The 16637-nt window shown below is 66.6% G+C and carries 18 protein-coding genes; 10 read left to right on the top strand and 8 right to left on the bottom strand.

The features are described 5' to 3' along the window. Positions 1-25 precede the first annotated feature (25 nt). The gene (locus tag ACSFC7_RS01940; RefSeq protein ID WP_436346087.1) at positions 26-1210 is read right to left on the bottom strand and encodes a polysaccharide deacetylase family protein; all 1185 of its coding nucleotides are present in this window, start codon (positions 1208-1210) and stop codon (positions 26-28) included. A 230-nt stretch (positions 1211-1440) separates the two neighbouring features. On the opposite strand from ACSFC7_RS01940, the gene ACSFC7_RS01935 reads away from it, so the two are divergent. Then, complete coding sequence (locus ACSFC7_RS01935; protein WP_436348045.1) at positions 1441-1962, top strand: GNAT family N-acetyltransferase; 522 nt, start codon at positions 1441-1443, stop codon at positions 1960-1962. 61 nt (positions 1963-2023) lie between these two features. Then, on the top strand, positions 2024-2494 hold the full coding sequence (locus ACSFC7_RS01930; RefSeq protein WP_436346086.1) for an NUDIX hydrolase: 471 nt from the start codon (positions 2024-2026) through the stop codon (positions 2492-2494). 182 nt (positions 2495-2676) lie between these two features. On the opposite strand, the gene engB is transcribed toward ACSFC7_RS01930, so the two are convergent. Then, positions 2677-3342, bottom strand: coding sequence for a GTP-binding protein EngB (engB, locus tag ACSFC7_RS01925; RefSeq protein WP_436346085.1), 666 nt, complete (start codon positions 3340-3342; stop codon positions 2677-2679). A 173-nt stretch (positions 3343-3515) separates the two neighbouring features. After that, complete coding sequence (locus ACSFC7_RS01920) at positions 3516-3986, bottom strand: hypothetical protein (RefSeq protein WP_436346084.1); 471 nt, start codon at positions 3984-3986, stop codon at positions 3516-3518. A gap of 179 nt (positions 3987-4165) precedes the next feature. Between ACSFC7_RS01920 and ACSFC7_RS01915 the strand changes: the two genes are divergently transcribed. Together ACSFC7_RS01915 and ACSFC7_RS01910 are read left to right on the top strand one after the other, a co-directional pair. Beyond that, a complete protein-coding gene (locus tag ACSFC7_RS01915) occupies positions 4166-5458 on the top strand; it encodes a TIGR00341 family protein (RefSeq protein WP_436346083.1) in 1293 nt (430 codons plus the stop codon). Positions 5459-5540: 82 nt separating this feature from the next. Beyond that, entirely contained in the window at positions 5541-6002 is a 462-nt protein-coding gene (locus ACSFC7_RS01910; protein WP_436346082.1) for an archaeal flagellar protein G, read from the top strand. 20 nt (positions 6003-6022) lie between these two features. Here ACSFC7_RS01910 and ACSFC7_RS01905 read toward each other — a convergent pair whose 3' ends face one another. Continuing rightward, positions 6023-6364 carry a hypothetical protein gene (locus ACSFC7_RS01905; protein WP_436346081.1) on the bottom strand — a complete coding sequence of 114 codons (342 nt, stop codon included), beginning with the start codon at positions 6362-6364 and terminating at the stop codon, positions 6023-6025. 61 nt (positions 6365-6425) lie between these two features. Further along, the gene (locus ACSFC7_RS01900; protein ID WP_436346080.1) at positions 6426-7421 is read right to left on the bottom strand and encodes an NOG1 family protein; all 996 of its coding nucleotides are present in this window, start codon (positions 7419-7421) and stop codon (positions 6426-6428) included. Between the two features lie 97 nt (positions 7422-7518). Between ACSFC7_RS01900 and ACSFC7_RS01895 the strand changes: the two genes are divergently transcribed. From ACSFC7_RS01895 to ACSFC7_RS01885, 3 genes are all read left to right on the top strand, one after another. Beyond that, positions 7519-9741, top strand: a complete 2223-nt coding sequence (locus ACSFC7_RS01895; protein WP_436346079.1) for a sensor histidine kinase — start codon at positions 7519-7521, stop codon at positions 9739-9741. Between the two features lie 172 nt (positions 9742-9913). After that, positions 9914-10318: a DUF5518 domain-containing protein gene (locus ACSFC7_RS01890; protein WP_436346078.1), complete on the top strand. Its 405-nt coding sequence runs from the start codon at positions 9914-9916 to the stop codon at positions 10316-10318. Between the two features lie 21 nt (positions 10319-10339). After that, positions 10340-10558 carry a hypothetical protein gene (locus tag ACSFC7_RS01885; RefSeq protein WP_436346077.1) on the top strand — a complete coding sequence of 73 codons (219 nt, stop codon included), beginning with the start codon at positions 10340-10342 and terminating at the stop codon, positions 10556-10558. A gap of 40 nt (positions 10559-10598) precedes the next feature. Here ACSFC7_RS01885 and ACSFC7_RS01880 read toward each other — a convergent pair whose 3' ends face one another. The 3 genes from ACSFC7_RS01880 to ACSFC7_RS01870 all read right to left on the bottom strand — a co-directional run bounded on the left by ACSFC7_RS01880 (position 10599) and on the right by ACSFC7_RS01870 (position 13670). Next, positions 10599-10946 (bottom strand): four-helix bundle copper-binding protein, encoded by a 348-nt coding sequence (locus ACSFC7_RS01880; RefSeq protein WP_436346076.1) that lies wholly within the window; start codon positions 10944-10946, stop codon positions 10599-10601. A gap of 110 nt (positions 10947-11056) precedes the next feature. Further along, positions 11057-12421, bottom strand: coding sequence for an alkaline phosphatase family protein (locus tag ACSFC7_RS01875; protein WP_436346075.1), 1365 nt, complete (start codon positions 12419-12421; stop codon positions 11057-11059). A 16-nt stretch (positions 12422-12437) separates the two neighbouring features. Further along, the gene (locus ACSFC7_RS01870) at positions 12438-13670 is read right to left on the bottom strand and encodes an inositol-3-phosphate synthase (protein WP_436346074.1); all 1233 of its coding nucleotides are present in this window, start codon (positions 13668-13670) and stop codon (positions 12438-12440) included. A 320-nt stretch (positions 13671-13990) separates the two neighbouring features. On the opposite strand from ACSFC7_RS01870, the gene ACSFC7_RS01865 reads away from it, so the two are divergent. From ACSFC7_RS01865 to ACSFC7_RS01855, 3 genes are read left to right on the top strand one after another with little or no spacing between them, the layout of a single operon-like run. After that, entirely contained in the window at positions 13991-14791 is an 801-nt protein-coding gene (locus tag ACSFC7_RS01865) for a TatD family hydrolase (protein ID WP_436346073.1), read from the top strand. A gap of 3 nt (positions 14792-14794) precedes the next feature. After that, the gene (locus ACSFC7_RS01860) at positions 14795-15625 is read left to right on the top strand and encodes a sugar phosphate isomerase/epimerase family protein (RefSeq protein WP_436346072.1); all 831 of its coding nucleotides are present in this window, start codon (positions 14795-14797) and stop codon (positions 15623-15625) included. A gap of 40 nt (positions 15626-15665) precedes the next feature. After that, on the top strand, positions 15666-16619 hold the full coding sequence (locus tag ACSFC7_RS01855) for a UbiA family prenyltransferase (RefSeq protein ID WP_436348044.1): 954 nt from the start codon (positions 15666-15668) through the stop codon (positions 16617-16619). The last annotated feature ends 18 nt before the right edge of the window (positions 16620-16637 follow it).

The following is a 16637-nucleotide window of genomic DNA, read 5'->3' as shown; positions in this document are numbered from 1 at the left end:
CGCTCACAGGCGACCCATTCTTCGCTTATAACCGGTCGTCGTCCTCGCGGTTGAGTCGGCGGTAGAGGGCGGTTCCCGCGAGGCCGGCCGTCGCGACTGCACCGGTGCCCGCCAGAATCGGCGTGCGGTTGTCCCGGACCGCGGACGCGATGCGGTCGCCGCTCGCTCGCGATTCGTTCCCGTTCGATTGGGCGGCTTCGGCGGTCGTCTCCGCCTCGGTTCCGTTCCCGTCGCCGTCTGCTGGCCGGACGTCGAGATCGGTCAGCGCCTCCCGAAGCGTTACGATCTCGAGGTCGCGCGCTTTCGCCGCCCGAATCGCGAACCGGACGCGTCCGGGCGTCGTCTCGTCGAACTGGCTGTGGCCGACCGCGATTCCGAGGGAGTCGCTCGCGGCGACGTCGTCGTAGAAGCGTTCGATCTCGGCTTCGCTCACCGACTGCCCGTCGATACTCGAGCGCCCGAGTGCGTGCGAATCGAACCCGTCGATCGCGTTCAGGCCGTTTCCGCCGCGATTCGCGAACGCGGCGTAGTGGTCCCGGACGAGGTCGTCGACCAGTCCGTCGCTGCGGCCGAACGGCGAGACGAAGGCGTCGACGTCGACGCCCATCTCCTCGAGCGCGTCCTTCGAGCCGACGACTTCGTCGCGGATGCGGTCGCCGGCGAAGCGCGCGAACGCCGTTCCCGCGCCGAACGCCTCGCCGACCGGTTCCGCGAGGTCGAGGTAGATCCCGGTATCGTCACGGTCGCCGCCGGCGACGACGTTTTCGACGGTTCGGTCACCGTCGCTGATCACGATTTCGTCGCCGTCGTAGTGTCCGAGGAAGCTGCCGTCGAGGAAGAGTCGCTCGTCGTCCGGTTCGGCCGGCTCCGTCAGGTAGAGGTTCCCGACGGCGACGTGACTGGTCGTGTGGGACATGATCTCCCAGCCCTCGGCCTCCATCTCTCGCAGGTGTTCCGGAAGCAGCCCCCAGGAGGTGTCGACGTAGTCGACGACGGCCGCACAGCAGGCGGGAACGCCTTCGTCCCGGTGGACGGGGAAGGTGTCGGTCCAGTCCTCGCGCCGGCTATCGTCGTAGACGAATACGACGCGACCGTCGGTGGTCGATCCGGCGGAGCCGACGACCGTCCCGGTTCCGGGCCCGAGGCCGACCATCGCGAGCGCACTCGTCGCCCCGAGCCGACAGGCCTCGCGCCGTCCGATGCGGTTCATCGTCCTTCACGATCGCTGTTCGTCTCATCATCCGTTTTCCCGTGGCGCTCGCGTCGTGGTGGCGGTGAGAGCCGCTCGAACTGCACGTCGTCATCCATGCTCTCGACTCGCTCGTATCTAGTCGTTATTATTAGGTGGGTAAGCGTGCCAGAATGGAGCGAGGCGCTCTCGGCGAATCGCCACACTGGCTCGAAAACCGCACCCGCTTCGACCCGGCCCACCGTCCGACGATGACGCCACCTCGAGTAACGCTCCGCGAAGCGACGTCCGCAGACGCCGAGTCGATCGGCGACACCCACGCGGCGTCGATCCGCGCGCTCGGCCCCGACGCGTACGACGAGCGGCAGGTTCGGGCGTGGCTCTCGAACGTGCCACCGGATCGCTACCCGCTCGAGGACCCCGACCACCACGTCGTCGTCGCCGAACTCGAGGACGGGGACGACGAAATCGTCGGCTTCGGCGTGCTCGACTACGATTCCGACGGCCGCGACGACCGGTCGACCGGCGAGATCGGCGCCGTTTACGTTCACCCCGACCACGTCCGCGAGGGCGTCGGCCGTGCGATTCTCGCGGCGCTCGAGTCGGCTGCGCGCGACGCCGGGCTCGAGACACTCGTGCTAACGGCCTCGCGGAACGCGATCGACTTCTACAGACGGCAGGGGTACGAGGAGATCGAGACGGTCTCGCTCGAGATGGCAGAGGGGGTGAGACTCGAGTGTCTGCGGATGCGAACGGCGCTGCGAGCGGCGTAATTCGGTTTCAGTTCCGCCGCGGATGGGATACCCTGAAGAGACGCCGGCATCTCTGGCCGATATGGAAACGACGCGCCACTTCACGGCGACCGTCTACATCGTCAACGACGGTGCGACGGCCCTCCACGATCACGAGCGACTCGGGATTACGATCCCGCCCGGCGGACACGTCGATCGGGACGAACTGCCCGCCGAAGCCGGGATTCGGGAGGTCCGAGAGGAGACGGGACTCGAGGCCACGTTACTCGACGAACCGGACCCGATCGAGGCGCCCGCCGGGCGGCCGCTGCCCCCGCCGCGCCACCAGATGCTCTACGATATCAACGTCCACGACGGCGGGGTCGGTCACCAGCACATCGACCTGATCTACTACGCGACGGTCTCGAGTCGCGATATCTCGCCGGCGGACGGCGAGGTGGATGCGAACGCGTGGGAGTGGTACACGCGACAGGATCTGCTCGAGAGCGATCTGCCGGAGGACGTCGTCACGTTGGGAACGGAGGCGATTCGCGCCGCCGGCTCTGGGTTGTGACTCGATTTCAGACGGCCGGGAGCGCGTCTCGAGCAGATGCGAGAGACGCGTGATCCTACGGAAGCGCGTGCGCTTCCGAGCTGCGAGGGACCGAAGGTCCCTCGCTGTCCGCGAACCCGAAGGGTTCGCTTGATCGCGGAAGACGCGGAGCGTCTTCCGAACGACAGAGTAAAAGTTCGGTTCTAGAAGAACTTGAACAGGTCGTCCCGCTGCTGCTCGTGGAGGTGCCCCCGAACGGCCTCGTTGAGGGAGCTGATCTGGCCGTTCTTGGCGGTGATCGGCGCGATGGTCTCCTGCCACTGTTTCCACGGCGGGAGCAGGCCGAGGCGGTCGCAGAGTTCGTTCAGGCGTTCGTCGCGGTCGTCGACCTTGTCCATCTTGTTGACGGCGACGACGGTCGGCACGTCGAGTTCCTGCAGGAAGTGGAACATCTCGACGTCGTAGGGGATCTCGTCCGGGGGCCCGCTGGCCCCCTCTGGACTGGCGGCGGTAGCCGCCCCGTCGGGGCCGGAGTGGCGGTCGATGATGTCGATCACGCTCTTTCCGTCGACGACGAGAATCGCGACGAGAATGCTGTCGGCGTACTCCTCGAGGTAGCGGACGATGTTCGTCTTGATCTCCTCGCGGTGGTCCTCGTGGACGCCGCTCATGAAGCCGAAGCCGGGCAGGTCGCTGATGACGAAGTCCTCGGGCGCCCAGTCGTAGTGATTCGGCTCGCGGGTGACGCCGGGTTTGCCGCCGGTGTCGAAGCTGTGGCCGGTCAACTCGCGCATGAGCGTCGACTTGCCCACGTTGGAGCGACCGACGAGGGCGACTTCGGCCTCGCGGTCGGGACGGGTATCGAACATAGGCTGTCGTAAGGCGGTCGCGGGTTTATACTCCGTCATCTACCCACGGCTAAAGCCGTGGGCTCGAGCGTGGGACTCCCCTTCTGCCGACACGGTGTCGGAGGCGGTGTAATCGCCGTTCAGGCTCAGCGTCCCGCTCTTGAGGACTCGAGGGGTCGATCTGGAATACGGCGTCAGACGACGGTTGCGACGAGGATCCCGCCGACAACCGAAGCGAGTACGAGCGCGGCGATACCGACGAGTCGCTCTCGCGACGGTTCGGCCTCGAGGTCGACGTGGCGGCTATCACGCGCGGTCTGGAGGCCGAGCCAGGCGAGCGACGCGCCGCCGATAATCGCTGCGACCGCGAAGAGTCGCGCGTCGGTTCCGCCGGTTCCGAGGGAGCGAACGCTCGACAGGACGACGACGAGCGCGACGACGACGTCGGCGGCGCCGAGGAGGACGGTCCACGGGAGCGTCCGCGGCCCGACCGTGATCGACTCGACGGTACCGCCGACGATCGACAGTATTGCCGCGGCGACGAGCCCTGCAGCCAGTACGGCGGTACCGGGCTCCGCGATCGCGTCGCGTCCGAAAACGGCGAGAAAGCCCGCGGTCAGAAGCAGCAGGAATCCGCCGAACCACGGTGCGAGCCGTCGGTGCATACGCGCAACTAATTCCTATTGACACAAATCTCCACCGGTATACTGACTCCGACGCGTGTTCGGTGTCGGGCATCGACGGATATCCGGTGTCGGGCGTCGGCGGTCGTCCGTCTCGAAAGCCGCCGGCTGGGCGGTGAAAGCGCCCCAAGTTATGGCCCCGGGGGTACTCATCGAAACACGTGCGGCTCGTACAGTTGACGGTTCCGACGGGCAAGCGAGAGACGATCATCCAGACGCTCGAGGAGCGAGGGATCGACTACGTCCTGACTGACGAGAACAGCAGTCGGGACTACACGGCGGTGGCCTACTTCCCGTTGCCGGATCCGGCCGTCGAACCGGTTCTCGACGAGCTACAGGACGCCGGCGTCGACGACGACGCCTACACGGTCGTCATCGACGCGGAGACGGTCGTCTCGCGTCGCTTCGAGGCGCTCCGCGAGGAGTACGAGAACGGCGACGTCGAGTCCGACCGCATCTCGAGACAGGAGTTGCAGGCCGAGGCCGACTCGCTGACGCCGACGTTCGCGGTCTACGCGATCATGACGATCATCAGCGCCGTCGTCGCGACGGCGGGACTGTTCCTCGACTCGCCCGCCGTCGTCGTGGGCTCGATGGTGATCGCGCCGCTGATCGGCCCGGCGCTCGGGTTGAGCGTCGGCTCGGTGATCGACGACGAGGAGCTGTTCAGGAACAGTCTCCGCTATCAGCTCGTGGGTATCGTCCTCGCGATCGGCGCGGCGGCGGTCTTCGCCTGGACGGTCAGGGTGACGAACATCGTCCCGCCCGGACTCGACATCGGTAGCGTCGACGAGATTTCCGAGCGACTCGCGCCGGACTTGCTCTCGCTCGCGATCGCCCTCGGGGCCGGCGTCGCGGGGATCATCAGTATCGCGACGGGAACCTCCGTCGCGCTCGTCGGGGTTATGATCGCCGCGGCGTTGATTCCGCCCGCTGCGGCCGCCGGGATCGCCATCGCGTGGGGACAGCCGTCGGCCGCGATCGGCTCCACCGCGCTCGTGCTGGTCAACGTCCTCTCGGTGAACCTCGCCGGCCTCCTGACGCTGTGGTGGGCCGGCTACCGCCCGGAGAACCTGTTTTCGATCGGCGAGACGCAGCAGCGCGTCCGCAGGCGAGTGATCGGACTGGCCGTGATCGTCCTCGTCTTCGCCGTGTTCCTCGGTGCCATCACCTACTCCTCGTACGCCGTCGCGAGCTTCGAGGAAAACGCTCGCAGTGAGGTCGAAACGGTCTTTTCGGAGGGGGAGTTCGTCGAGTATCAACTCCTCGAGTTCGAGGTCATTATGGACGACAACTATCCCTTCGTCGAGCCGGAGCGCGTGATCGTCACGATCGGGGGTCCGCAGGGCGAGATACCGCCGGAGTTGGCCGACACGTTACACGAGCGGATCAGTCAGCACGCCGACGAGCCTGTCGGCGTCGAGATCAGATCCGTCGGACTCACGGAGCGCTAGGGCGGCCTCGTTCGCCGACCGAATCGGTCGGCCGGTACCGTTATCGCCGTCTGGGACCGTTCTCATCTCGAGTTCCCCACCGATGGTCAGGTCCGCTGTCGCGCAGGTACTGTTGTTCATCGCGGCGATCGGCGTCTCGACGATGCTCGTCGGCGTGGGCGTCACGCAGTCCGGACCGTACGCCCAGTCCGTCGAGGACGGACGCGACAGACAGGCCGCGGCGGCCGACGCCCAAATCGCCATCATCGACGACGCCGACGCGGACGCGACGTACGACGGGTCCAGCCAACGGGTAACGCTGTACGTCAAGAACGTCGGCGGGGACACCCTCGAGCCGGATTCCGCCGACGTCCTGTTGAACGGCGAGTACGTCCCGCCGAGCGAGACGCGGGTACTGGGGGACGGCGGCGATGCTGACCAGTGGCGGGTCGACGCGGTGCTGGAACTGACGATCGACGTTGCGGAACCGCTCGAGGCGGGCGAGCACCGCGCGGTCGTCGAAATCGAGACGGAACGGGACGTGCTGACGTTCTCGGTCGACTAGAATCGGCGCTCGAGCCGAACTTATCGCCGAAACCGGTCGCGGAGCGTCGCGTTTCGGTCGGCTTCGTCACTCCCGTCGGACGTGTCGGGCGCGGGATCGGAGCCGCCCTCGGAACGATCAGTCCCGCTGTCGGCACTCGAGTCGCCGCGGCTGAACCGTCGTCGGATCCACGTTCTCGGTCCGCCGATGCGGTTGATGAGATACGTCGGAAAGTACAGCGCCACCGCTCCGAGGGCGAAAAAGCCGATGCCGGAGGCGGTCCGGCCGCTCCGGACGAACTCGAAGCCCACGACGAACATCGGGCCGGCCATCGAGAGCCCGGCGGCGGTCTGGAGCATCCAGAAGATACCCGGTCCCTTCATCGGTGCCACGGTTCGCGTCGCCCACCGGTATCGCTATCGGTTCGCGAGTTCGGGTGCACCGTTACTCGTCGAACGGCAGTTCGGGCTCGTGGTCGATCGCTTCGACGGCCGCTTCGACTACCGTCTCGACGTCCGCGCCGGTTTCGACGCTCATGGAGTAATCGGCGGCCATCTCGTCGATCAGGCCCTCGTCCCAGACCTCCCTCCGGTCGACCTTGTTCGCGATCGTGAGCACGGGGACGTCCTCGAACTGGCTCGCGATCGAGTCGCGGAGTTCGAGCTGCGAGCCGAGCGGGTAGCCGCACTCGGCGCTCGGGTCGATCATGACGAGCATGCAGTCGGCGAGGTGTTCGATGGCGCTGACGGCTTGGGACTCGATCTCGTTGCGTTCGTCCGCCGGTCGGTCGAGCAGGCCGGGCGTGTCGACGATCTGGTAGCGGATGTGGTCGCGCTCGAAGTGACCGAGGCCGATCCCTCTGGTCGTGAACGGATACGACGCCGTCTCGCCGCGGGCGTTGGTGATGTCGTTGACGAACGAGGATTTGCCGACGTTGGGGTAGCCGGCGACGACGATCGTCGGCTCCTCGGGGTTGATCTCGGGCAGGTCCCGCAGGTCGTTCCGGGACTTGTTGATGTAGATCAGTTCGTCGTCGATCTGTTCGACGATGTCCGCGAGGCGGGCGAAGGCCTGCTTGCGGTGTTTGCGGGCCGTGTCGACGTCGGTCTTCCGGAGCTTCGGCTGGTACTCCTCGTGGATCTCGCGGGCCTTCCGGCTGGCCCACATCACCTCCGAGAGGCTCTGTCGGAGCCTGTCCACGTCGACGATCGCGTCAGCGAGTTCGTAGTAGAACGGATGCACGTCGTCCTCGTACGCGAAGTCCGGCCACGCCGTGACCACGTTCTCCAGATTGTCCGAGATGATGTTCGCCGCCACCTGGAGCATCGACTGCTGGGCCTCGAGACCGCCTTTGGCCTTCCCGGACCGGGATGCCCGCGAAAACGCCTTGTCGATCAGCTCTTCCGACGTGGGCGTTGTCGGAAGGTCTTCGAAAATCATACCCGGCACTAGACCCCCCGATCATAAAAGGCCGTTCGTTACGCTCCGGTCGATTCTGCCGGGGGGCTTATATCCCGTCCGATTACCTAGATTGTGCATGCACGTTTGTTGGTTCGTTCCCGGTGCTCTCGAGACGGGCGAGCACGCCCGTTCGCTCGAACGAGCGAACCACGGATTGACGATCACCGTCGTGGACGCGACGAGCGGCGAGGATTGGACCCGAACGGAATCGGTCGACTGCGTGCTCTATCACGACGGCGTCTCGTCGATCGGGATCGAGACGATCCGTTCGGTGTGGCCGACCGTCCCGTTCGTGTACGTGGTCGGGAACGGAGCCGACGAGTTCGGAACCGACGTGCTGGCCGAGTTACGTCCCGCCGACGACTGGGTGGACGAACGCCGACTCGTCGCGGACCCGGCCCTCGTCGCCACTCGTCTCCGCCGAACGGTCGAGCGAGCGCGGGAGATCGAGAAACTTCGGGACCGGGCCGCCCACTTTTCGGGGCTCATCGAGAACGCGTCGGATGTCGTCACGGTTCTCGACGAGAACGGGATCGTCCGGTATCAGAGCCCGTCGATTCGCGAGGTTCTCGGCTACGATCAGGAGGAACTCGTCGGCGAGTACACGTTCGACTACATCCACCCGGACGACGTCGAAGACGCTGCCGAGGTCTTCTCCGAGGCCGCCACGTCGGAGGAGCCCCACACCGGTCGTGCCGTGTTTCGATACCGTCACAAGGACGGCTCGTGGGTCCATTTCGAGGCGGTCGGTCAGTACCTTCCGAGCGACGCCGACGACGCGGAGTCCAACGGCCGCGAGTACGTGGTCATCTCTCGAGATATTACGGAGATACGAGAGACGACCGAGGAACTGCACAGCACGCGCGATCAGTTACAGGTAATCCTCGACAACACGCCGGCGGTGGTCTACATGAAGGATCTCGAGCAGCGGTATCTCTACGTCAATCCCGCGTTCGAGCAGTTGTTCGAACAGTCTCGCGACGAGATACTCGGGAAGCGATCGGAGGATATCCACCCGGATGTCAACGTCGAACAGATCAACGAGATGGATCGCGAGGTGCTCTCGGAGAGGGAGTCGAACAAGTACGTCGAAGATTTCCGTATCGACGGGAAGCGTCGAGTCTTCTTCAACGTGCGGGCACCGCTGTTCGACGCCGACGGCGATCCGTACGCGATCTACGGGATCGCCACCGAGATAACCGAGCGGAAAGAGCGCGAAGAGAGCATGCAGGCGCTCGCCGAGGCCGGGCCGCGGCTGCTCGAGTGCGAGACGATGGAGTCGGTCGGCTCGGTCGCCGTCTCCGTCGCGAAATCCGTGCTGAACCAGCCGATCACCGCCATCCTGGTGCCCGACGAGCGCGACGACGTGCTCCGGCCGATCGTCATGACCGATGAAGCGACCGATCTGCTCGGCGACTCGACGACGACGACCTGGGGGTCGGGAATCGCCGGACGGGTGTTCTCGACGGGTGACCGACACGCGTCGGGCGACGTCTCCACCGATTCGACGGCGGATCGCTCGGACACCCCGATCGAGAGCGAGATCATCGTGCCGCTCGGCGAGCACGGGGTACTGTTCGCCGGTTCGACCGAAACCCGCGAGTTCGACGAACACGACCTCGAGTTCGCGACGATCCTGGGGGCGATGATTCAGGGGACGATCGACCGGGTTGACAGGGAACGACAGCTCCAGACGAAGAATCAGCGGTTGGAGGAGTTCTCGAACGTCCTCGCACACGACCTTCGGAACCCGCTGGCCGTCGCGAAGGGGTACGTCGAACTCGCGCGCGAAACCGGCAACTTGGATCACCTCACGGACGTCGAAGAGGGCGTCGAACGGGCGATGTCGATCATGGACGGGTTGCTCGCGCTCGCCCGGACCGGCCAGGGGATCACCGACTTCGAAGAGGGAGCCCTCGAACGGCTAGCTACCGAAGCGTGGTCGTCGATCGAGACGCGGGACGCGTCGCTTCGGGTCGAGACCGACCGGCCGATTACCGCCGACCTCGGGTGGCTCCAGCAGCTGTTCGAGAACGCGTTTCGAAACGCCGTGGAGCACGGCGGATCGGGCGTTTCCGTCCGGGTCGGCGCGATCGACGGCGGCTTCTACATCGCGGACGACGGTCCCGGGATCGACCCGGAGCGCCGAGATCGATTGCTGGAGGGTGACAGCGCCGACGGCGACGTCCGGTTCGGTTTCAAGATCATCCAGGACGTCGTCGACGCACACGGCTGGGAGCTCTCGATCGGGGAGAGCGACGAGGGCGGTGCGAAGTTCGAGATCGTCGGCGTCCGATGACGTCGGCCTTCGACGCGGCGCGATGCCGGGTGATTCCCGCGGGTTCGGATTCGCTCGCGAACGCACCTGCAAGCGGAGCGATACCGATATCGCGTTCGAGCAGCTTCCAGGCGCCGATCCACCAGCCAGTGACTGCCGTTAGTATATCCCCGTCGCCCGCGTATACTCGAGTATGACGAACTGGCGTGCGGTTATCGTCGGCTTCCTCGTCGCGACCGTGCTCGGACTGTTCGGGCTCGCGCTGCCGGGGATCGGCCAGCTGGCCGCGGGACTGATCGGCGGCTTCGTCGCCGGCTACATGGCCGGCGGCGGCCTCGGACGCGGCTTCTGGCACGGCCTGCTCGCGGGTGCGCTCGGCGGGATCGTGGGTGGGCTGCTGATCGCCGTCGTCGTCGGCCTCGCCGGCTTGGCCGGCGGTCCGGTCGGCGGTGCCATCACCGGGTTCGCCGGGCTCGGGATTTTCGCCATCGCCGTGATAATCTCGTTTATCATGGCCCTCGAGAGCGCCATCGCGGGTGCCGTGGGTGGCGTACTCAACCCCGACCGTCCCGGTCGCGGCGGGCGAAACACGTACTGAGCGCGCCCCGATCGAACGCCGGTGGCCGTCTTCTCGAGTCTACAACCGGAACGCCGCTACGCGTCCCGGATCGCCTCGAGTCCGTTCGACGTCCCACTCGCGCTCGAGTCCGTCCAATCGCTCGTCGGTCTCGCCCGGGCGTTCGACGGAGTACCGGAGCCGATCCCCCAACTGTTCTCTGAGCCGTTCGTCGACCGCTTCGCGCGTGCTCGTCGGGACTCGCTTGGCTGTTCCGGGTAGCGATGGTGTCGTCGAAAACGCAAAATGCCGCGGACCCCGCTCAGGCCGACGCCATCTCGCGACAGGTCTCGGCACACTGCGGGAGGATCTCGGCGCAGGCCTGACAGTGCTCGTGATCGTGTTGCTCGCACTCCTCGGCGCACTCCTCGCAGAGGTCCGCACAGGTTTCCGCGAGCGCCTCGTGGTAGCCCGAATTACGCGCCATCCATCGGGCGTGCAGCGTCGTGATGTCCGCCACGTCCCGACAGAGTCGAATGCAGCGGGCCATGCCTTCGCCCTCGTCGAGACAGGCGTCGGCACACCACTCGCACACCTGGGCGGCCTCGAGACAGTTGTCGATACACTCCTGCATGTGGTCGTCCGCGTGGTCGATCTGTTGTAACGCCATCGAGTGAACGGACATCGAACATCGCCATCAAGGTAGGACGGGCGACTGCAAGGGTGAGAGACGACAGTTTCGACGGAACCGAACGACCGCGCGACGCTGATCTGTCGCCGTCAGCGGAGCGTCTCGAGGTCCAGCCCGAGCGCGTCCTCGATCGTCGGCGTCACGTCGGTCGCGTCGACCGGCTCGTCGGCGTCGCCCCACTCGAGTTCCGGCGCCACCGGTCCGCCGAGGCCGAAACAGCCGAACGCGGAGTCGTCGACGCGGCCGTGGGAGCCGCTGACTTTCGTCGCGTCCAGCGACACCAGCCCCTCGTCGCCGAAGAACAGCTCGCAGGGGTCGAAGCCGGGCTTCTTGTGGATATCCATCTCGGTCGCGTACGGCGGTGCGTTCTCGCGGTCGTCCCACCAGTAGTACTGGAACCACGCGTCTCGGTCCGCGACGAGCACGAGGTCGCCCGCATTCGGGTGGTCGATGTCGTATTCTTTCTTTCCGGACTCCTCGAGCACCGCGTCGACGCCCTCCAGTCCGGATAGGGCCTCCTCGGCGTCCTCGAGAACGTCCTCGTCGGCGTAGACGTGTGCGATCTGGTGGTCGACCATGGCGAACGCCTCCGACGCCGGGATATCGACGTCGTCGTCTTCGTCGGTTTCGAGCAGCCCCGCCTCGCGGAGCGCGCGGTTCGGAAACACCGGCCGCTCGACGCCGTGGAAGCCGTACTCGCTCACGAGGGTCAGCAAGGTCTCGTCCCAGCGCTCGGTGCTCGTGAGGAACGACAGGAACTCCTCTAGCAGTCCGTCCACGGTCTCGAGTTCGGCCTCGAACGCGTCGGAGTCGGGGCCGTCGCTCTGCCCGACGTAGTCTAGGTGCGGGACGTACACCCAGAGCAGGTCGGGATCGAACCGCTCGACGGCCTCGCGGGCGGCGGTGAGGATCCACTCGCTGCCCTCCTCGTTGGCCCCGGGGCCCCAGTAGCTGTGCAGGGGAAAGTGGCCGTGTGCCTCGCGGAGGTCGTCGTAGAAGCCGTCGGGGTTCGTCCAGCAGTTCATCTCGAGGATGTTGTTATCCTCGTCTTCGATCGGAGAGGGGGTGAGCGCGACGTCCGCGCTGGTCCCGATCAGGTGCTGGAAGTTCAGGACGCCGGTGGTCAGTCCCGCCTCGTCGCTGGCGGCCTCCCAGAGTCGGTTCCGGTCGCCGCGGTCGCGCTCCCAGAACTCGGCGACCTCGCGCTCGCGGTCGTACTCGCCGCTCGAGACGTCGCCGTGCTCGTCCGGTCGTCGACCCGTCGCGAGCGTCGTCTGTGACGGAACCGTCAGGGCCGGGAACGGCGGTCGAAGATCGGTCACCTGCCCCGTCGGGAACCGTTCGGCGAGCGTCGGCGTTCGGTCGGCGTCGACGTGGTGGGGCTGGAGACCGACGACGTCGAGCACGATCACGCGGTCGGCGTCGGCTGCGTCGGGGGGGATGGGTTCTGTCATCGCTTCGGTGTCGGAATCAGCTGTGGCGGTTCGCGTACTCGTACAGTTCGTCCAGTTGACGGGAGAAGTCGTGCTCGTCGACCCCGATCGGGGCCTTGAAGAACGAGGCGAGCTGGGGCTGGAGCCCGCCCTCGCCGTGCTCGTCGGCGTGGGCGACCAGCCGAACCAGATCGAGCACCAGCGGCGCGGCCAGCGCCGAATCGGAGCCCTCCCACGTGAACTGCATCTTCATCTCGGTGTTCAGGAAGCCCTCGAAGTGGATGTAGTCCCAGGCCGTCTTCCAGTCCGCGAGCGACGGCGTGTAGTCGATCCGGACCCGATTGTGGCCGATATCGGGAAGGATCGACTCGAGGAGTTCCCCCTTGCTCGAGAGCTTTCCGGCCGCGTTGGCGTCGTCCTCGAGCACGAGGCCGTCCTGGTTCCCGAGGATGTTGTGGCCCTCCCAGGCCAGTACGTCGAGGTTTCGACCGGCGAACATCGGCGCGAGCGCGGACTTGACGAGCGTCTCGCCCGTTTTCGCGTCGCGACCCATGTGCGGGACGTTCTCCTCGGCGGCGAGTTCGCGAACCCCGCCGAGCGCGTTGCCCGTACTCGGCGTGAAGTTGACGAACGGATGGCCGTCGGTGATCGCTGCGTAGGCGTACAGTACGCTCGCGGGGAGGTCTCGGTCGTCCGCGTCGAGTGCCCCCTCGAGTTCGTCGCGGGTCTCGTAGGCCGTCGGATCGGGCAGTTCCGGCTCCGTCGACGCGACGTTGACGACGACGAGCCGCTCGAGGTCGTGGCGCTCGAGAAACGTCTCGTAGTCGTCCCGGATCTGGCCGACGACGTCGCGGACGGCGAGGCTCTCGTCCAACTGCTCGCTGTCGTCGGAGACCGCGGCACCGCAGTTGACGGCGGTGCCGACCTCGATCCGCTCGTCGATCGCGGCGAGGTCGTCGCGGACGGCCTCGAGCGTCGCCGCGTCCGGAACGCCGTTGCGCTCGGACTGGCGCTCGGCCCGGTCGACGAGCGATTCGGTGGCGATGTCGTGACCGCCGAAGACGAACCCGTCGACCGGCGGGAGGTCGAGCGTCGAAACGGGGTCGCGTTCGGTTACCATTCCGGTCGTGCCGGTGAGCGCTTCGGCGATGGCCCGGGCGCCGACGATCGACATCGTCGCGACGTTCCCGCGAGCGCCGACGAGCCAGACGCCCGTGCGCTCGCCGTTTGCCGGTTCCGTACGCTCGCCGTCGGTCGACCTCTCGCTCATCGGCGATCACGTCTCCCGCGCGTTCGTGGTGGCGAGGACGGTCCGTCGAAATTGCCGGTACCGCTCGAGAGTGGCCGCGTCTCGGGGGATCCGCTCGAGGATGGATGCAACTCCGTCGTCGCTCGTTCGAGACCGTTCATCTCGAAGGGGTTCGTCACCGAACGAGTTTTGTTATGCCCGCCGTAGCGACGGTAACGGGATATTGGCACGCTTTCCCACCGTTTTCCGGCAGCTCTGGGAGGCCGCGATCCGGGGACAATCCCGTGTTGTGCGATCGAACGAACGCCATCGCCAAGGTATCCACTCGTCGCAGTGTGGGTATGCGAATTATCGACCCGCACATGCACATGGTCTCGCGCTCCGCGGACGACTACAAGCGAGCGCGGCGGGCGGGAATCGAGTGCTGCATCGAACCCGCGTTCTGGAGCGGTCAGGACAAACACAACGCGGGCTCGTTTTTCGACTACTTCGAGCAGATCATCGAACACGAGACCGACCGCGCGGAGCGCGCGGCGGGCATGGACCACTACGTGACGATCGGTCTGGAGCCGAAGGAGGCGAACTACCGCGAGATGGCCGAGGAGGTCGTCGACCGCATTCCGGAGTACCTCGACCGCGACCCCGTCGTCGGCGTCGGCGAGATCGGTTTCGATCAGGTCACCGACGACGAGGAGTGGGCGTTCCGCCGCCAACTCGAGATCGCCGAGGAGCGCGAGTTGCCGGTCATCGTCCACACCCCGCACACCGACAAACCGTCGGGCACCGAACGGATCGTCGAGATCATCGAGGAGATGGACGTCACGCAGGAGCGGATCATCATCGATCACAACACGGAGAACACGATCGATATCTCCACGCGGACGGACTGCTGGATCGGCTTCACCCTCTACCCCGGCAAGATCGAAGCCTCGTCCGCGATCGACCTGCTCGAGGAGTACGGCACCGACAACATGATCTTCAACAGCGCGGCCGACTGGGACCCCTCGGATCCGCTCGCGGTGCCCGAAGCGCGCGACGAGATGCTCGACCGCGGCTGGGACCGCGAGGAGGTCCGCAAGGTGGTCTTCGAGAACCCCTACGACTTCTTCGACCAGTCGCCGAACTTCGAGTACGAGGCCTGAGCCATGCAGTTCGGTTTCTCCACTAACGCGTTCCGAGAGTACGGACTCGAGGAGTCGATCGACGCCATCGCCGAGGCGGGCTACGACGGCGTCGAACTCCTGTTCGACGAACCGCACCTGTATCCGCCGACCGCGACGGACGACGACGTCGACTCCGTCCGGAAGAGCCTCGCGGACAACGATATCGCCATCAGCAACGGCAACGCGTTCATGCTCACCGCGATCGAGGGCTTTCACCACCCCTCCTACGTCGAACCGGACGAGGAGTACCGCCGCGAGCGGATCGACTACACGCTGGCGGCGCTCGAGACCGCGGCCGACCTCGAGATTCCGTACATCTCGATCGAACCCGGCGGACCGATCCCCGACGAGAAATCGCGGGAGTGGGCGATGGACACGTTCGTCGAGAGCCTCGCGGAGGTCGCCGACCGCGCCGAGACGGTCGGGGTCGACCTCCTCGTCGAACCCGAGCCCGACCTGCTGATCGAAACCTCCGAGGAGTTCCTCGCGCTGCTCGAGCGCGTCGATTCGGATCGAGTGAAGTGCAACTTCGACGCCGGACACTTCTACTGCGTCGGCGAGGATCCGGCCGAACTGGTCGACCCGCTCTGGGAGCACACGTCCCACTACCACCTCGAGGATATCCCGGCCGACAGAACCCACGAACACACGCAACTCGGGGACGGCGCGATGGACATCGACGCCTTCCTCGGCGAACTCGACGACCGGAACTACGACGGCTTCGTCACCGTCGAACTCTATCCCTACGAGGAGACGCCGATCGAAACGGCCCGAGAGGCGATGACCTACCTCGAGGAACGCGGGTGGGCGTAGGGTGGCCGGCGGCGCGGACGTAGACGAAGAGAGCGGGCGGCTGCCCGGACCCGAGGCCGACTCGGTCGAAGAGCGGACCGCAGACGGTGGCTCTCGGTCGTCGATCGCGGCGTACGCGCAGTTGGTCCGCGTCCCGAACCTCTTCACCGCGCCGCCGGACGTGATCCTCGGCGCCGCGCTGCTCTCGGCCGCCGGTCTCGAGCCGCGTCCGGCGTCCGTCGCCGGGCTCGCGGTCGCCTCCGTGCTCCTCTACGCCGGCGGAACCACGCTCAACGACGCCTTCGACGCCCCCGTCGACGCCCGCGAGCGCCCCGAACGCCCGGTTCCGTCGGGGCGCGTCTCGAGGGACTCGGCGTTCACCATCGGCTTCGGCTTGCTGCTCCTCGGCATCGTCGGCGCCTTCGTCGCGACGGGCGGTCCGGGTGCCGTCGTAGCCGGGCTGATCGCCGCCGCGATCGTCGCCTACGACGGCGCGCTCAAGGGAACGTCGGCGGGCTTTCTCGCGATGGGAACGACGCGAGGACTGAACGTCGTCCTGGGGACGACCGCCGCCGGATTCGTCGTCCTCGAACTGGCTCTCGCGACGGTCGTCGTTCCCGCCGCCGTGGTCGTTTACATCGCCGCGGTCACGTCGATGGCCGCTCGAGAGACCGAGGGCGGAAACCGGGGCGCCGTCGGCGTCGCCATCGGGGGTGTCGTCGCCGCGCTCGTCGTTCTCGCGTGGTACCTCGCGAGTGTGAGGCCGACGCCCTTCGGGACTGTCGCGGCCGTCGCGTTCGCCGGCGCGTTCGTCCGGTGGGTCGGCCGCCCGCTGCGGAGCGCCTACGCCGATCCCGTTCCGGGAACCGTCGGGCCGGCGGTCGGGGCCTGCGTCCTCGGACTCGTTCTGCTCGACGCCGCGTTCGCCGCCGCGGCCGGACCCGGGTGGGCCGTCGCTGCAGGGGTATTTCTCGCGCCGGCGGTCGTGCTCTCGCGCGCGTTCGACGTGACGTGAGACGTGAAAACGGACCGC

Origin of the sequence: Natronorubrum halobium (genome assembly GCF_051351675.1) — an archaeon.
In the GTDB taxonomy this organism is placed as follows: Archaea; Halobacteriota; Halobacteria; order Halobacteriales; family Natrialbaceae; genus Natronorubrum.
This window is presented reverse-complemented; position numbering and strand designations above follow the sequence as displayed.

Bases quoted from the DNA above. Each gene is read 5' to 3' on its own strand.
- ACSFC7_RS01935 (WP_436348045.1), top strand. From the start codon at position 1,441: ATGACGCCACCTCGAGTAACGCTCCGCGAAGCGACGTCCGCAGACGCC.
- ACSFC7_RS01875 (WP_436346075.1), bottom strand. From the start codon at position 12,421: ATGACAGAACCCATCCCCCCCGACGCAGCCGACGCCGACCGCGTGATC.
- ACSFC7_RS01895 (WP_436346079.1), top strand. From the start codon at position 7,519: ATGCACGTTTGTTGGTTCGTTCCCGGTGCTCTCGAGACGGGCGAGCAC.
- ACSFC7_RS01905 (WP_436346081.1), bottom strand. From the start codon at position 6,364: ATGAAGGGACCGGGTATCTTCTGGATGCTCCAGACCGCCGCCGGGCTC.
- ACSFC7_RS01910 (WP_436346082.1), top strand. From the start codon at position 5,541: ATGGTCAGGTCCGCTGTCGCGCAGGTACTGTTGTTCATCGCGGCGATC.
- ACSFC7_RS01880 (WP_436346076.1), bottom strand. From the start codon at position 10,946: ATGGCGTTACAACAGATCGACCACGCGGACGACCACATGCAGGAGTGT.
- ACSFC7_RS01860 (WP_436346072.1), top strand. From the start codon at position 14,795: ATGCAGTTCGGTTTCTCCACTAACGCGTTCCGAGAGTACGGACTCGAG.
- engB (WP_436346085.1), bottom strand. From the start codon at position 3,342: ATGTTCGATACCCGTCCCGACCGCGAGGCCGAAGTCGCCCTCGTCGGT.
- ACSFC7_RS01890 (WP_436346078.1), top strand. From the start codon at position 9,914: ATGACGAACTGGCGTGCGGTTATCGTCGGCTTCCTCGTCGCGACCGTG.
- ACSFC7_RS01940 (WP_436346087.1), bottom strand. From the start codon at position 1,210: ATGAACCGCATCGGACGGCGCGAGGCCTGTCGGCTCGGGGCGACGAGT.
- ACSFC7_RS01870 (WP_436346074.1), bottom strand. From the start codon at position 13,670: ATGAGCGAGAGGTCGACCGACGGCGAGCGTACGGAACCGGCAAACGGC.
- ACSFC7_RS01900 (WP_436346080.1), bottom strand. From the start codon at position 7,421: ATGATTTTCGAAGACCTTCCGACAACGCCCACGTCGGAAGAGCTGATC.
- ACSFC7_RS01930 (WP_436346086.1), top strand. From the start codon at position 2,024: ATGGAAACGACGCGCCACTTCACGGCGACCGTCTACATCGTCAACGAC.
- ACSFC7_RS01920 (WP_436346084.1), bottom strand. From the start codon at position 3,986: ATGCACCGACGGCTCGCACCGTGGTTCGGCGGATTCCTGCTGCTTCTG.
- ACSFC7_RS01865 (WP_436346073.1), top strand. From the start codon at position 13,991: ATGCGAATTATCGACCCGCACATGCACATGGTCTCGCGCTCCGCGGAC.